The organism is Sphingomonas sp. S-NIH.Pt3_0716 (genome assembly GCF_003950715.1).
Classification (GTDB): domain Bacteria; phylum Pseudomonadota; class Alphaproteobacteria; order Sphingomonadales; family Sphingomonadaceae; genus Sphingobium; species Sphingobium yanoikuyae_A.
Genome location: NZ_QLJK01000006.1, coordinates 168,327 through 183,919, shown reverse-complemented (window position 1 = coordinate 183,919; position 15,593 = coordinate 168,327). Strand labels below are relative to the sequence as shown.

General features: G+C 63.8%; 13 protein-coding genes. 2 read left to right on the top strand and 11 right to left on the bottom strand.

Annotated elements, in window-relative coordinates; translation table 11 throughout:
* Nucleotides 1-65 precede the first annotated feature (65 nt).
* From ahcY to BRX37_RS06805, 3 genes are all read right to left on the bottom strand, one after another.
* Complete coding sequence (gene ahcY, locus BRX37_RS06815; RefSeq protein ID WP_010338767.1) at nucleotides 66-1,484, bottom strand: adenosylhomocysteinase; 1,419 nt, start codon at nucleotides 1,482-1,484, stop codon at nucleotides 66-68.
* 119 nt (nucleotides 1,485-1,603) lie between these two features.
* Nucleotides 1,604-2,194 carry a hypothetical protein gene (locus BRX37_RS06810; protein WP_234415565.1) on the bottom strand — a complete coding sequence of 197 codons (591 nt, stop codon included), beginning with the start codon at nucleotides 2,192-2,194 and terminating at the stop codon, nucleotides 1,604-1,606.
* A gap of 185 nt (nucleotides 2,195-2,379) precedes the next feature.
* Nucleotides 2,380-2,940: a YqgE/AlgH family protein gene (locus BRX37_RS06805; RefSeq protein ID WP_048937090.1), complete on the bottom strand. Its 561-nt coding sequence runs from the start codon at nucleotides 2,938-2,940 to the stop codon at nucleotides 2,380-2,382.
* A gap of 144 nt (nucleotides 2,941-3,084) precedes the next feature.
* Between BRX37_RS06805 and BRX37_RS06800 the strand changes: the two genes are divergently transcribed.
* Together BRX37_RS06800 and BRX37_RS06795 are read left to right on the top strand one after the other, a co-directional pair.
* Nucleotides 3,085-3,567 (top strand): peroxiredoxin, encoded by a 483-nt coding sequence (locus BRX37_RS06800; RefSeq protein ID WP_097383320.1) that lies wholly within the window; start codon nucleotides 3,085-3,087, stop codon nucleotides 3,565-3,567.
* Nucleotides 3,568-3,660: 93 nt separating this feature from the next.
* Nucleotides 3,661-5,115: an AMP nucleosidase gene (locus BRX37_RS06795; protein WP_010338771.1), complete on the top strand. Its 1,455-nt coding sequence runs from the start codon at nucleotides 3,661-3,663 to the stop codon at nucleotides 5,113-5,115.
* Nucleotides 5,116-5,151: 36 nt separating this feature from the next.
* Here the strand turns inward: BRX37_RS06795 and BRX37_RS06790 are convergent, their stop codons facing one another.
* From BRX37_RS06790 to BRX37_RS06755, 8 genes are all read right to left on the bottom strand, one after another.
* Nucleotides 5,152-6,300, bottom strand: a complete 1,149-nt coding sequence (locus BRX37_RS06790) for a GGDEF domain-containing protein (RefSeq protein ID WP_125986020.1) — start codon at nucleotides 6,298-6,300, stop codon at nucleotides 5,152-5,154.
* A 31-nt stretch (nucleotides 6,301-6,331) separates the two neighbouring features.
* Nucleotides 6,332-8,155 carry a M2 family metallopeptidase gene (locus BRX37_RS06785; protein WP_125986019.1) on the bottom strand — a complete coding sequence of 608 codons (1,824 nt, stop codon included), beginning with the start codon at nucleotides 8,153-8,155 and terminating at the stop codon, nucleotides 6,332-6,334.
* Between the two features lie 58 nt (nucleotides 8,156-8,213).
* The gene (locus tag BRX37_RS06780) at nucleotides 8,214-8,975 is read right to left on the bottom strand and encodes an alpha/beta fold hydrolase (protein ID WP_010338774.1); all 762 of its coding nucleotides are present in this window, start codon (nucleotides 8,973-8,975) and stop codon (nucleotides 8,214-8,216) included.
* Entirely contained in the window at nucleotides 8,972-9,655 is a 684-nt protein-coding gene (locus BRX37_RS06775) for a DUF2238 domain-containing protein (protein ID WP_125986018.1), read from the bottom strand. Before BRX37_RS06775 ends, BRX37_RS06780 begins: the two co-directional genes overlap by 4 nt.
* 8 nt (nucleotides 9,656-9,663) lie before the next feature.
* On the bottom strand, nucleotides 9,664-10,689 hold the full coding sequence (locus tag BRX37_RS06770) for an aspartate-semialdehyde dehydrogenase (protein ID WP_125986017.1): 1,026 nt from the start codon (nucleotides 10,687-10,689) through the stop codon (nucleotides 9,664-9,666).
* 157 nt (nucleotides 10,690-10,846) lie between these two features.
* Nucleotides 10,847-13,066, bottom strand: a complete 2,220-nt coding sequence (locus BRX37_RS06765; protein WP_125986016.1) for a S9 family peptidase — start codon at nucleotides 13,064-13,066, stop codon at nucleotides 10,847-10,849.
* Nucleotides 13,067-13,188: 122 nt separating this feature from the next.
* Nucleotides 13,189-14,145, bottom strand: a complete 957-nt coding sequence (locus BRX37_RS06760) for an alpha/beta hydrolase (RefSeq protein ID WP_125986015.1) — start codon at nucleotides 14,143-14,145, stop codon at nucleotides 13,189-13,191.
* A gap of 12 nt (nucleotides 14,146-14,157) precedes the next feature.
* On the bottom strand, nucleotides 14,158-15,579 hold the full coding sequence (locus tag BRX37_RS06755; protein ID WP_125986014.1) for a BNR-4 repeat-containing protein: 1,422 nt from the start codon (nucleotides 15,577-15,579) through the stop codon (nucleotides 14,158-14,160).
* Nucleotides 15,580-15,593: the final 14 nt, after the last annotated feature.

The following is a 15,593-nucleotide window of genomic DNA, read 5'->3' as shown; positions in this document are numbered from 1 at the left end:
GCACAGCATGGTCCGAGCATCGGATAAGGTAAAAGGGGGAGGATGGCCCTCCCCCTTTCCAATTTTTAGTAGCGGTAGTGGTCCGGCTTGAACGGGCCTTCCACCGGCACGCCGATATAGTCGGCCTGACGCTGGCTGAGCTGGGTCAGCTTCACGCCCAGCTTTTCCAGGTGCAGCGCGGCGACCTTCTCGTCCAGATGCTTGGGCAGGACGTAGACGTCGTTGCCGTAGGTCTCGCTCTTGGTCCACAGCTCGATCTGGGCCAGCGTCTGGTTGGTGAAGCTGGCCGACATCACGAAGCTCGGGTGGCCGGTGGCGTTGCCCAGGTTGACCAGACGGCCCTTCGACAGGACGATGATCTTCTTGCCATCGGGGAACTCGACTTCGTCGACCTGCGGCTTGATCTCGGTCCACTTCATGTTGGCGAGGCCGGCGATTTCGATCTCGCTGTCGAAATGACCGATGTTCGACACGATCGCCATATTCTTCATGGCGCGCATATGATCGACGGTCAGCACGCCTTCGTTGCCGGTGGCGGTAACGAAGATGTCGGCGCGCGGGGCGGCTTCTTCCATCGTCACGACTTCATAACCTTCCATCGCGGCCTGCAGGGCGCAGATCGGATCGACCTCGGTCACGAGGACGCGGGCGCCGCCATTGCGCAGCGAGGCAGCAGAACCCTTGCCAACGTCGCCGAAGCCGGCGACGCAGGCGACCTTGCCGGCCAGCATGACGTCGGTGCCGCGACGGATGGCGTCGACCAGCGATTCCTTGCAACCATAGAGGTTGTCGAACTTCGACTTGGTGACGCTGTCGTTGACGTTGATCGCCGGGAAGGGCAGCTTGCCCTTCTTCGACAGTTCATACAGGCGGTGAACGCCGGTGGTGGTTTCTTCCGACACGCCCTTGATCGACTGGACGGTCTTGGTCAGGAAGCCCGGACGCTCGGCCAGAACGCGCTTCAGCACGGCGCAGAAGATTTCCTCTTCCTCGTTCGACGGCGTGAACAGCTCTTCGCCAGCTTCGACGCGGGCGCCCCACAGGGCGAACATGGTGGCGTCGCCGCCATCGTCGAGGATCAGGTTGCAGACGCCGCTGTCGTCATTGTGCCAGTCGAAGATGCGCTCGACATAGTCCCAATATTCCTGAAGGCTTTCACCCTTGACGGCGAAGACCGGCACGCCCGACGCGGCGATCGCGGCGGCGGCATGGTCCTGCGTCGAATAGATGTTGCAGGTCGCCCAGCGGACCTGCGCGCCCAGCGCGGTCAGCGTCTCGATCAGCACGGCGGTCTGGATCGTCATGTGCAGCGAGCCGGTGATGCGCGCGCCCTTGAGCGGCTGCGACGCACCGAATTCGGCGCGCAGAGCCATCAGGCCGGGCATTTCGGTTTCGGCGATCTCGATTTCCTTGCGACCAAAGGCGGCAAGGCCGATATCGGCGATCACATAATCCTGCGCCTTGTCAGCGGGTACGGTGGCCACGAGCCTGTCTCCATCATTAGAAATTGACCGGCCGCCGGCATAAGGAAGGCGGCGGCGATGGTCGGGCTTTACCAATCGCCGCCAAGCATGGCAACTCAATATAAAGTTTTCTTTATGTGTTAATTAGCCGGGCCCCGAACCTGCGCGGACGGCAGGCGTGCAGCCCCTTCGGCCATGGCGATGGATCGGCCCACAGAGCCGCCACTCACGCCTTCGTCGGCCAGCAGATCATTGGCGAGGGCGATCGCCATGTCGCACTGGGGCGCATCGATCCGCGGCGCGATGCCGGCAGATTCCGACAATTTCCAAATCGCAGCCCGATTGGCCGGGACCGCATTGGCCGCCGCCTGGATCGCCTGAAGATCCCGGCATTCAAGGCCGCCAGCACCCGCGCCATAGCTGTTCGCCAGCATGATGACATAATCATCATAGGCGTCGAGGCCGCCCTCCAGCCCTGCAACGTCCGCGAAGTGGCTGCGCAGCGCGTCATTAACCTCGACCAGGGCCGTCCGCTTTTCACGCACGAACTGGTTATAGGCCGGCAGGAAATCATAGGCGCTCGTGTTGCAGCGAAGCGCCGACACCATCAGCATCATCTCGAAATTGCGGACCTGCGCCGCCTCGACATGATCCTTCTTCCAGCAGGTCGCTGCCGACGCCGGCGCGAGCGGCATCGCTGCGGCAAGCGCCGCACAGATAATCTTCTTCATGAAATAACCCCGCATATTCCCCAGAGACAGAGAATGGGCGGGACCGATTGCCGTATTCTATCGCATTATGGTTAAGGCGAATTTACCCTAAACGGTTCAGTTACGATGACAGAACAAGCGGCCAATGGCTGTTGTTGTTCTGTCCCTGAAACGGCCAAAAATCGACAGCGCAACGGATCAAAAAGTCAGGCCGACCCGCCGCCACTCACCAGATGGGCCGAATCGACCCCCGCAGCGGCATAGGCGGCGCGCCATTTGCGGTGCGCAGGCGTGTCGAACAGCAGGGCCGCATCGCCCTCGGCCAGGAACCAGCTTTCGCCCGCCATTTCCCGTTCCAACTGGCCCGCGCCCCAGCCCGCATAGCCCAGTGCGACAAGATAGCGGCTCGGGCCGCGCCCTTCGGCAATGGCCTTCAATATGTCGAGCGAGCCGGAAAGGCCCCAGTCCGGCCCGGACTGCACCATGTCCTGCCCGGCCCAGTCGAGCGAATGCAGCACAAAGCCGCGCCGCGGCTCCACCGGCCCGCCCTTCAGAACAGGCTGGTCAGGAATGGCCGAAGCGTCGATATCGAAACTCTGGAGCAGGTCGCGCAAGCCGACCCCCTCGACCTCCTCGCTCAGAGAAATGCCCAGCGCCCCATCCTCGTCATGCACGCACAGCGCAATCACGGAATGGTCAAAGCGCTCATCTTCCATGCCCGGCAATGCCAGTAGGAAGCGGCCGCCAAAAAAGCGCGGATCGGTCATGCTGCGGAATATAGGCAGAAACGCGCCAATGCCAATCGGCGACCGTCGCGACAAAGGGGCATCGTGCCATATTCCGCGCCCGCACCCTTGACAGCGAAGGCGCGAGCAACGAACTCCGCGACGCCACAGGCCAGGAGACAAGATATGACCATCGCCAAGGGTGATCGCCTTCCCAGCACGACCTTCACGAAGATGACCGAAAACGGCCCCGAACAGGTTGTTTCGGACGAATATTTCGCAGGCCGCACCATTGCCCTTTTCTCGGTGCCCGGTGCCTTCACGCCGACCTGCTCGGCCAAGCACCTGCCCGGCTTCATCGAAAAAGCCGATGCCCTCAAGGGCAAGGGCGTCGACGAGATCGCCTGCACCGCCGTCAACGACGCCTTCGTCATGGGCGCGTGGGGCAAGTCGGCCGGCGCCGATGACAAGGTGACGATGCTGGCAGACGGCAATGGCAGCTTCGCGCAGGCCGTGGGCCTGACCATGGACGGCAGCAAGTTCGGCCTTGGCGAGCGTGGCCAGCGCTTCTCGATGATCGTCAAGGACGGCGTGGTCGAGGAACTGAACGTCGAAGCACCGGGCGACTTCAAGGTCTCCTCGGCCGACTTCATGCTCGAACAGCTCTGAATTTTCGGGTCGCACGCCCGGCCGGATCGGTCGGGCGTGCGATTGTTTCGCTGGCATCTTCCTTCCGTCACACAAGTGCGGTAGCAAGAGGTGATGACACAGAGCATCGGCACAGCGATCGTCGCGCAACTCGACGCCATCTATCAGACATCCATCGAAAATCTGCGGGAGGCCATGCGTGCCTATGCCCGCGACGGAAGCATCCCGCCGCCCGAGGCGCGGGCCGACCGGCGCTTCTGCTATCCCGAACTGCGGGTCACCTATCAGGATGACAGCCAGGCGCCGCCGCCGGGCCGCTCCTTCGCCCGCCTGTCGAAGCCCGGCCGCTATGTGACCACGGTCACCCGGCCCGCCATGTTCGCCGATTATCTCGCCGAACAGATCGACCTTCTGGTTCGCGACTATGGCGTGGAGGTCGAAACGGGCCTGTCGGATCAGCAGATCCCCTTCCCCTACGTCCTAGACGGGCTCGACATCAATGCGCTCGACGGCACACCGCCGACCGAGCTGGCGCGCCACTTCCCGGCAACGGAACTGGCCGAGATCGGCGACGAGATCGCCGACGGACTGTTCACGCCGGATGCCGAAGGCGACCGCCCGCTCGCCCTGTTCGACGGGCTGCGAACCGACTTCTCGCTGGCGCGTCTGAAGCACTATACCGGCACCCCGGCCGAGCATGTGCAGCGCTATATCCTGTTCACCAACTATCATCGTTATGTCGACGAGTTCGTGGACTGGGCGTGCAAGGAACTGCAGCGTCCTGACAGCCGCTTCACCGCGCTGTCCGGTGCCGGCGGCGTCTTCGTGACGCCTGAAACGGCGGACCCGGCCCAGATGATCGCCGACAGCGCCTGGCGCAAGCATCAGATGCCGGCCTATCATCTGATCGCGCCGGATCGCAGCGGCATCACCCTTGTCAACATCGGTGTCGGCCCGTCCAACGCCAAGACCATCTGCGACCATCTGGCCGTGGTCCGCCCGGAAGCCTGGCTGATGATTGGCCATTGCGGCGGCCTGCGCCCCAGCCAGCGGATCGGCGACTATGTGCTGGCCCACGCCTATCTGCGCGACGACCATGTGCTGGACGAAATGCTGCCGCCGGAAATCCCGGTGCCGGCGATCGCCGAGGTTCAGGTCGCGATGGCGAGCGCCGCCGAAGCGATATTGGGCGGCGGCAATCCGGAGGATTTCAAGCGCCGCCTGCGCACCGGCACGGTCGTCACGACCGACGATCGCAACTGGGAATTGCGCTATTCCAGCTCCGCCTTGCGCTTCAGCCTGTCACGCGCGGTCGGCATCGACATGGAATCCGCCACGATCGCGGCGCAGGGTTATCGCTTCCGCGTCCCCTATGGCACCTTGCTCTGCGTCTCGGACAAGCCGATCCATGGCGAACTGAAGCTGCCCGGCCAGGCCAACCGCTTCTATGAGGAAGCCATTGCCGGCCATCTGCGCGTCGGCCTGATGGCCTGCGAACTATTGCGTCAGGAAGGCCCCAAGCTGCACAGCCGCAAGCTGCGCGCCTTCAACGAGCCCCCCTTCCGGTAAGGCCGGAATGTCCGCGCTGTCGCCCGATCCGACGGATCAGGCGGCGGCGCGGGATACCGTGACCCGGTTCTTGCCCTCGCGCTTCGCCGCATAGAGCGCCGCATCGGCCCGCGCGACCAGATCGTCCAGTTCCCGATCATCCGGCCGCAAATCGGTAACTCCAAAGCTCGCCCGCAGCAGCGCTTGCGGCGCCTCGCCAAGGCGCAGGCAGCTGATTTCGGCGCGCACCCGCTCCATCGCATCGGCCGCGACTTCCGCGCCGGTGTCGACCATCAGCAAACCGAACTCGTCACCGCCGAGCCGGCCGACGACGTCACCGCGCCGCACGGCATTGGTCAGCAGATGGGCGAAGCCGCGCAACGCTGCATCGCCCGCCATATGACCATAGCCGTCATTCAGCCCCTTGAAGCCATCCAGGTCACAGATGACCAGCGCAACCGGTCGCCCCTGCCGCCGGGCGTTGGCGATCGCCCGTTCGGCCGCTTCCTCGATACCGCGCCGATTGAGGACGTTGGTCAGCGGATCATGCATCATCTGCTGCCGAAGCTGCTGGGCCAGGTCGCCCGCCACCACCAGCACGGCCGTAACCGCCGTGCCGACATAGACGGTCGGCATGAACAGCCCGAGGATCGCGCGATAGAGTTCCTTGCCGTCCTCCGGGCCGCGGATCAGGGCTGCCGATGTGGCCAGCGCCAGCTGACCCAAAGCAAAGGCGAGCAGCGCGGCGAAGAAGGCCAGCTCGGGCGGCGTGAAGGACCGATTGCGCGGCCAGAGCGACAGCGCACTGACCGCCATGAGCAGACCGACATAGGCGGGAATGATCATCCCCTGCATGATCTGACTGCCCACCGGCCCGATCGCAATCGCCATCGCCAGGCTCACCAGGACAGCCGGGACGGCAAAGGCAAGCAATTGCAAGGGGCGGCCCGACCGCTGACGGATGCCGATCGCCAGTAGCGACGCGCTGACAATGAGGCCGATGCCGGTCAGGATGAACAGCCAGCGGCTGTGCAGGAAATAGCCACCTGCATTGGCGATCCATTGGAGGATGGCGACCGCATAGGATGCGGTCCAGGTCAGCACATGCCGCTGGCGGCCGAAATGCAGCCATGAAACACCCATGGCGATGGTCATCACCAGGGCAGTACCGAAAAGCAGGGAAAGAATAACGGCCGGCGCGCTCATGCGCCGGCCATTTACCAATTTTTACGGCGACTTACCAGCCGCAGGACTTGCCCTTATTCTGCGCCTTCAGCCATGTCTGAAGCGGCGCGAAATAATTGACCAGCGCCTTGCCCGACATCTCACGGCTGCCGGTGAAGGCCTGCAACGCATCGGGCCAGGGCTTGGACGCGCCCATCTTCAACATGGCATCAAGTTTCTCGCCTACCGCCTTGTTTCCATAGAAGGAGCAGCGGTGGAGCGGCCCCTTCCAGCCGGACTGGCGGCAGGCCGCCTCATAGAATTGGAACTGCAGCACGCGCGCCAGGAAATAACGGGTATAGGGCGTATTGCCGGGGATATGGAATTTCGCGCCGGCATCGAACTTCGTCTCGTCACGGGACACCGGCGGGACGATGCCCTGATACTGGCGGCGCAGGTCGGTCCAGGCCGACTCATATTTGGTTTCCGGGATCGACCCGTCGAACACGCCCCAGCGCCATTTGTCGATCAGCAGGCCGAACGGCAGGAAGGCGACCTTGTCCATCGCTTGGCGCAGCAACAGACCCAGATCCTTGTCGGTGCCCGGCACCTTGGCAGGATCGAGCAGGCCGATCTTCACCAGATAGTCGGGCGTGATGGACAGCGCGATGAAATCACCGATTGCCTCGTGGAAGCCATCGTTGGCGCCGTCGAGATAGAGCGGTTTCTGGATATTATAGGCGCGCTGATAATAATTATGGCCCAGCTCATGATGGATGGTGACGAAATCGTCGCCATTCACCTTGGTACACATCTTGATGCGGATATCGTCCTTGTTATCCAGATCCCAGGCGGAGGCATGGCAGATCACTTCGCGGTCGCGCGGCTTGGTAATCTGTGACCGATCCCAGAAGGTCTGCGGCAGCGGCGCAAAGCCCAGCGAGCTGTAGAAGCCCTCCCCCGTCTTCACCATCTTGATCGGGTCGTAATTCTTGGCCGTCAGCAGGTCGGTGATGTCATAGCCGAGGTCACCGGCGCCGGCAGGCGCGACGATATCATAGATATTGCCCCATTCCTGTGCCCACATATTGCCCAGTAGGTCGGCGCGGATCGGCCCGGTCTTGGGCTGGACGGCATCGCCATATTTCTCGTTCAGCTTGGTGCGGGTATAGCAGTGCAACTCGTCATAGAGCGGCTTCACCTCGGCCCAGATCTTGTCGGTCAGCTTGGCGAAGTCATCGGCCGGCATGTCATATTTGGAGCGCCACATCGCGCCGGTGTCGGCAAAGCCCAGTTCCTTGGCGCCCTGGTTGGCGATCGTCACCAGCTTGGCATAGTCGCCGCGCATCGGGGCGCCGACATTATCGTGCCAGCTGACCCACATTTCCTTGAGTTCGTCCGGATTGCGGTCCGTGCCCATCTTCTCTTCAATGTCGCTGCCGTTGATCGGCTGGCCGTTCAGCGTGCCCTTGCCCTTGCCATAGGTGGACTGGAGCTTGGTCGCGAGGTCATTCAGTTCCTGCGAGGCGCCCGGCGTGGTCGGCGCGGGCAAGGTCAGCGCGGTGCGCAGCAGCGTCAGGCGGCGCCTGGTCTCTTCGGTCAGGCCCGACGCGGTCGCGAACTTGGCCGCCTCCAGCGCATAATCGACCCGCATCGTCGTATCAATCGCGCCGAAATAGGAAGCGAGCGCATCGGTGTCGTCGGTGATGTAGGTCGCGTTGATCCAGGCGGCCCGGCTGCTGATCAGCGACTGATCGAACAGCGCCTTCTCCGCCTTGGTCAGGAAGGCTTCGGCTTCGGCAGCGGTCGGCTGCTGCATGGCCGGCGCCTGCTGCGCTAGCACCGGCGATGCAACAAGGGCAGCCGCAAGCGCGGCGATCGAAATGGCGATTTTCATGGAACTTGGCCCCTCAGGTCTTCTTATGGGGCCAAGGTGGATTAGGCGGACGAGACAGTCAAGCGGTCAGGAAATCGACCATCGCCTGACCCAGTTCCTTGCGGGTCACGGCGTTCATATGATTGCCCGGAATTTCGACATAGCGGCCGTTGGGCAGCGCATCGACCAGTTCCTGCGCAATCCCATTATCCTGATCGTCGGCGCCGCAGATCACCTCGGTCGGCTGCTGGAAGCCGGCAATGGTCGCCTCGTCGGTATCGACGAAGGTATTGAGGATATGCAGCATCGCCACCGGGTCGCCCTTGGTGGTCTTGAGGAACGCCTCGGTCATCCATTCCGACGTGCCGCGCTCGAACGTGCCGAGATTGGTCAGCACCTTCTTGTAATAGCCGCCCTTGTCGAGCGTCTTGGTCAGCCCGCGCAGACCCATGCCGGCCAGGATCACCCGGCGCGGGGTCGCGCCACGCGCCAGCATCCGCACGGTCGTGCGCGCGCCCAGCGAATAGCCGCCGAGGTCATAGTCGGTGAGGCCCATCTGCTCGACCAGCGCCAGATTGTCGTCGGTCAGCGCATCGGCCGGATAGGCGGCAGCGTCATGCGGCTTGCCGCTTTCGCCATGACCGCGCAGGTCCGGCATGATCAGGCGGAAACCCGCCTCCACCAACTTGGCGGCATGGCCGTAGCGGATCCAGTTGGTCCAGGCATTGGAGAAATAGCCATGGATGAGCACCAGGTCGCGCCCCTGTCCCACGACATGCACCGCGATCGGCAGGCCGCCCAGACCCTTGATATCATGGCGTTCGATCTGCAGGTCGGTCATTGCGCTGGTCCTTCGGAGCTTGGGGTCTCGCCGATAGGATCTCCGCCGCGCCCGCGCAAGAGCGCGATCAGGGCAAGGGCGCTGCCGACCTGGGCGGCGGCCATGTCCTTCTGCGGATCCCACACATCGCCCTGCTGGCCATTATAATAATCGGCGGTCTCGCCGGCGGCGATCACCGTCAGCAGCCATTCGAATATCTCGTAAAGCGCGCTGCCGAGGCCGATCGCGGCAAAGGCGAAGGCGAGGCTCCAGCCATGGCATAGGCCGCCCTTGCGTCGCGCAATCTCCGCCACCGGTGCGGTCAGCAATGCCCCAAAGGCGAAATGGACGAGCCGGTCATAAGCATTGCGCTGCAGCCCGAGGAGGCTGGAAATATCATGACCGCTGAGCATCCGCGCCCAATCGTCATAGGGCACATAGGAATAGATCCAGCGCGCGCCGCAGGTGTGGAGCAGCAGGAACAGCCAGATGCAGCCGACCGATCCGGTCGAGAGCGGCCAGCGCCACAGCAGCCAGGGCGTGGCAAACGTCAGCAGCAACGTCGGCCCATGCTGCAACGGGGCAAGGTCGGGAAAGGGCTGCGCGACATTGGCCAGCCCGATCGCCACCAGCAAGGCGGCGATCATCCGGCGCTGCGCGACAGGAAGAGCCTTCCAAGTCGCGACAGCGCCGGCGATCATGTGCAGGCTCAGCCCTTTTTGAGGTGGCGACGGCCCAGCAGTTCGGCGATCTGCACCGCGTTCAGCGCCGCGCCCTTGCGCAGATTGTCGCTGACGCACCACAGGTTGATGCCGTTCTCGATGGTCGAATCCTCACGCACGCGGCTGATGAAGGTCGCGAAATCGCCAACGCATTCGATCGGCGTGATGTAGCCACCGTCCTCGCGCTTATCGACCAGCATGATGCCCGGCGCTTCGCGCAGGATGTCCTGCGCTTCCTTGGCCGAGATCTCATTCTCGAACTCGATGTTGATCGCTTCGCTATGGCCGACGAACACCGGCACGCGCACGCAGGTCGCGGTCAGCTTGATCTTGGGATCCAGGATCTTCTTGGTTTCCGCGACCATCTTCCATTCTTCCTTGGTCGAACCATCGTCCAGGAATACGTCGATGTGCGGGATCACGTTGAAGGCGATCTGCTTGGTGAACTTCTTCGGCTCGGCCGGATCGCCGACGAAGATGTTGCGCGACTGCTCGAATAGCTCGTCCATGCCTTCCTTACCCGCGCCCGACACCGACTGGTAGGTGGCGACGACGACGCGCTTGATCTTGGCGGCGTCATGCAAGGGCTTCAGCGCCACGACCATCTGCGCGGTCGAGCAGTTGGGGTTGGCGATGATATTCTTCTTCACATAGCCGTCGATCGCGTCCGGGTTCACTTCGGGCACGATCAGCGGCACGTCCGGGTCCATGCGATAGAGCGACGAATTGTCGATCACGACGCAGCCGGCCGCAGCCGCCTTGGGCGCATATTCGGCGGTCGGGCCGGAGCCGGCTGCGAACAGGGCGATGTCCCAGCCGGTGAAATCGAAATGTTCAATATTTTTGCATTTGAGTGCCTTGCCGGTGTCACCGAAATCAATTTCGGTGCCCTGCGACCGGGGCGATGCAACCGCCGCGATCTCGTCAATCGGGAATTCGCGTTCGGCGAGAATGGTCAGCATCTCGCGGCCCACATTACCGGTGGCACCAACGACGACGACCTTATAACCCATGACTTAACACTCCACTCCATGCAGTATTGCGGGGTGGCGCATAGCGCAGTGGCGCGATTTGTCCAGAAAGAAGGGCTATTGCCAGCGATAGTCACGGGGTGGGAGGTGGCGTCAGCACGATTGACGCCACCCATCCGTTACTCTCTACGCCCGGCCTTCACTTGGCCGGATCGACACCTTGATCGCGCAGGAAATTCTCGATCGTGGTCCAGAGGTGAACGCTGATCTTCGGCCCGCCGACGCGGTGCGTCTGCCCCGGATAGACCATCAGTTCGAACGGCACGGCCGCGCCCTGCATCTTCGCCATCAGCGCGGTCGAATTGTCGAACACGACATTGTCATCCGACATGCCGTGGATCAGCAGCAGCGGATCCTTTATCTTCACTGCCTCATCGACCGCATCGGAGCCCGGATAGGCGCTCGGCTTGTCCTGCGGCTGGCCCAGATAGCGTTCGGTATAATGGGTGTCGTAAAACTCCCACTTCGTCACCGGCGCGCCCGAGACGATCGCGGCGAACGTACCCGGCGCCTTTTCCGCCAGCTTGAGCGACATATAGCCGCCGTAGGACCAGCCATAGGTGGCGATCCGCTCGGGATCGACGAAGGGCTGGGCCTTCAGCCATTCGACGCCCTTCAGCTGATCGTCGACCTCGACGGTGCCCATGGCGCGATGGATCTGGTCCTCGAACGCCTTGCCGCGATCGGGCGTGCCGCGATTGTCGATCGAGAAGACGATCCAGCCCTGGTCGACCAGATATTGGTTCAGCGCGCCACTCCATGTGTTGGTCACCTGGCGCCCGGCACCCGGACCGCCATAATGGATCATGAACACCGGATAGCGCTTGCCCGGCTGCATCGGCGGGGTCAGCATCTTGGTGTAGAGGGTGCTTCCATCGGCCGCCTTGACGGTGCCGAACACGGTCCTGGCGTGGCTCGCCAGATAGGGCGCGTAGGGATGATCGCCCTTCAGCGCATTTTCCGAAATCCATTGCAACTGCTTGCCGCCGCTGTCGGCCAGATAGACCTGCTTGGGCTGGTCGGCATTCTGGCGGGTGACGACGATCCGGCTGGCCGCGCCGTCCATCACCGCGTCGTTCCACCAACCCTTGGCGGTAAGCGCCTTGAGCGGGCCGGTCTTGGCCAGCGATGCGACATAGAGCTGCTGCTCCAGCGGCGTGTCGCGATTGCCGGTGAAATAGACCAGGCCCTTGCCCTCATCCACACCGACAATGTCGCGCACTTCCCACTCGCCGCTGGTCAGCGCGGTCCATTTGCCGTCGCGCACATGGTAGAGATGGCCATGGCCGGTCTTTTCCGACCACCACAGGAAGCTGCCGTCGCGCAGCGGCGTGAAATTATTGCTGAGGTTGATCCAGCTTTTCGACGTTTCGGTGAGGACGATCTTCACCCTGCCGGTCGTCGGATCGACCGCAAGCAGGTCAAGCCGCTGCTGATCCCGGCTTTCGCGCTGGACATAGAGGGTCTTGCCATCCTTCGACCAGTCGACGCGGGCGAGATAGACATTCTTGTCCGCGCCGAGGTCGACCTGGACCTGGCCGGAGCCGTCCGCGTTCATGACGAACAGGTCGACGATGGCGTTGGGCGTGCCGGCTGCGGGATAGCGCTGCTGATAGACCTTGGTCCCCTCGCCGCCGATCGCGGTGCGGGTGACGATGCCGACCGGGCTTTCATCGACCCGCGCCACGGCGATCTGTGCATCGGTAGGCGACCACCAATAGCCGGTGCGTCGGTCCATTTCCTCCTGCGCCACGAACTCCGATACGCCCCAGCTGAGCGTCTCGCTCGCGCCCTGGGTCAGTTGCTTCTCGCGGCCATTCATCGGCTGCACGAACAGGTTGCCGCCCCGCACGAACGACACGAAGCCGCCCTTTGGGCTGACCACGCCATTGAGCTCGCCGTCCGGCGTGTCGGTGAGGCGGGTGACCTTGCCGTCAAGCGCGGCGAGATAGAGATCGCCATCGACCGGCACCAGGATGGTCTTGCCATCGGGCGACCAGTCATAGCTGGTGATGCCGGTGCTGCCGGCGACCGAGCGGTCGCGCTCGCGCTGCATCTTTTCCGCTTCGCTCAGTTCCGCGCCGCTGCCGGTCTTCTTCGAATCAACCAGCATGCGCTCGGCGCCGGTCGCGGTGTCTATCGCCCACAGGTCGAGCCGCTCCTTCTCGTCTGCGCGCGGCTTGAGCAAGGTTACCAGCTTGCCGTCGGGCGAGAGCTTGAGCGCACGCGGCTGCGGGCCGGCAAGGTCGGGGCTTGCGAACACACGCTCCAGCGTCAGCTTTTCCTGCGCTTGCGCGGCGGTGACGGGAAGCAGCAGCAAGGCGCCCAACGCAGCGCCGGCCTTCAGATATGGGGACATGCTCATCCTTTCCGGGCAGCGCCCGATCGGGCGCCACAATATCGGCCGGGCTTAGCGCGATGCGACGGAAAAGATCAATCGGTTGGAAGAATATGTCCTCCTGCCACGCCCCCCCCCAACACTCAGACCAGCCCGCTCCGCACCTGCCATTTGCGCGCGATTGTCGGCCAGTCGGCAAAGGGCTGGGCCGGATCGCCGCGCAGGCCGACGCCATGGCTGCCCTCGTCGAACAGATGCATGTCGATCGCCCCCTGCGCGGCCCGCACCGCCCCGAACAGGGTCAGCGACTGGTCTACCGGCACGGTGCGGTCATGGACCGAATGGAACAGGATCATCGGCGGCGTGGTCGACGCCACGATCTTGTCCAGCGAATAGGCAGCTATTTGCGCTTCAGTCGGATCGTCGCCGATCAGCGACCTTCGGCTCCCGCCATTGGTGGCGCCGGCCATCGTCACTACCGGATAGAGCAGGATTGCCCCGTCCGGCCGGGCCGACAGATGGTCCGCGCTCTCCGCCATCGGATAGATGCGGTCATTGGGCCGCATGCACAGGCTGCCGGCCAGATGGCCGCCGGCCGACCCGCCCAGCACCAGTACACGCTGCGGATCGACGGTCCAGCCACCGCTGCGCCCGGCCCGGATCAGTCGCATCGCCCGCTGCGCATCCTGCAACGCGACATCGGCGCCCGCCGCCCAGCGATCGGCCGGCAGGCGATAGCGCAGGACGAAGGCATGGATACCCATGTCGGCCATCCAGCGCGCGCATTCATAGCCTTCCCGATCGATGCCGACCCGCGAATAGCCGCCACCCGGAATGATCAGCACTGCCGCGCCAGTCGGCTTGGCCGCCGCGAACCAGGACAGGGTCGGCCGCGTCACATGGATGCCGACGCGGTAGCGATAGCCCAGCGTGTCGATCTGGTCGTCCACCACTTCGGTGATGGCCGGTATCTTGCCGCCCGGCACGCCATCGGGCCAGAGCGGGATGATCTGCGTCGGCTCGTCGGTGGCCGCGGAAAAGCGGCCGAACAACGGTGAACTTGCCACCGCCGCCAGAAATTCGCGTCGACTGCCGATCATCCCGTCTCCCTTTCAGTTCGTGACCTGCGTCAGATAGACGCTGCCGGTGGTGCTGTTCACATCGGTCGGCGCGGCGCCATAGATGATGTCGGTGTCGGCCGACAGCGGCACCGTGGCAAGCCGGGTTATCGCCTTGCCGGGCGCGAGGTCGGTAATCGTCCAGCCCGACGCCGTCGATGTCTTCAGCCCCTGGCGCAGCCCTTCGCCGGTGGTGGCGAAATAGACGCGGACCTGCGCCGCCGTGCGCGATATGCCCAGCGCCGCGGGCACATTGTTGCTGGCGGCGTAGATTTTTTCCCGACTGGTCCAGCCAGTGCCGCTCCAGCGCACGCGCCACACATCGAAATTGGCGTCCTCGCTGCCATCGGTCGGGCGATAGCGATAGGCGATGGTCGGCTGGTTATAATCGTCGAGCGCCAGCTTGGCGCTCTGCAGTCCCTTGAGCGTCTGGTCGGTGGTGAAGACCTCGCCCGACTGGAGCGGCAGGAAGAAGAGCTTGGCATTGGCGAGGCCCACCGGCAGCGTTGCCGCCGTGCCATCGGCATAGCTCCAGCCGCCGCCGGTCGGCGAGTAGCGCAGATAGCTGCCATAATGACGCAGCGACCGGGGCAGCGACTTGGCCCATTCCCACAGCAGATGAACGCTGCCGTCGCTGCCGAAATTCATGTCGTCGGGATAGACGACCGCATCATTGGCGGCGGCAAAGGTGCCGACATGGCTCCAAGCGCTGCTGCCGCCCGACATGGCCCAGCGATACAGTTCGCCCTCGCCATCATAGGTCGCCGCGTCGTAGCTGCGGATCATCAGATAGACGTCGCCATTGGGCGTCCGCTTGGCCACCGGATAGGTATAGAGGCCGGTGGCCGGGATATCGGTCTGGCGGGTGAAGCTCATGCCACCGGGCGCATCGGCGCGGAAATAGCGCATGCCATCCGACGGATTATGCATGTCGGCCCAGACATGCAGCACGCCCGCGCCGTCGACCGCGATGGTCGGCTGCTTGTGGCCGATATCGTCCGCCTCGGTCCAGACCGTGCCATCGGGATTGCGCAGCACGGCGAAGGTCCAGATGCCGCTCGTGTCGCGCTTGCCGATCTTGATCTCGTGACTGCCGGCCGCGCCGGAGGCTGGCGGACTGTCGAAGGCGACATAGAGCGTGCCGTCGGGGGCCAGCGCGATCGGCACCCACCAGGCGGCCTGGTTGGAGGAGTCCGCGTCGCGCGGCACCCGCTCGACGCTGATGCTGGCAGCGAGCGCGGCGGCCATGGGCTCTTCCGCCGTCGCCTGGAGCGGGCTACCCAGGCTGACCCAGTTGGCGATAGCGCTGGTCGCCGCCGCACCCGTGCCGGTCGTTGTCGCATCGCTCAGCAACAGCGCGGCCGAGGCCGTTCCGGCAAGGGCCAGTCCCCCTGCCAGTCCATAGAAACGCTGCATCTTCCTCTCCCACT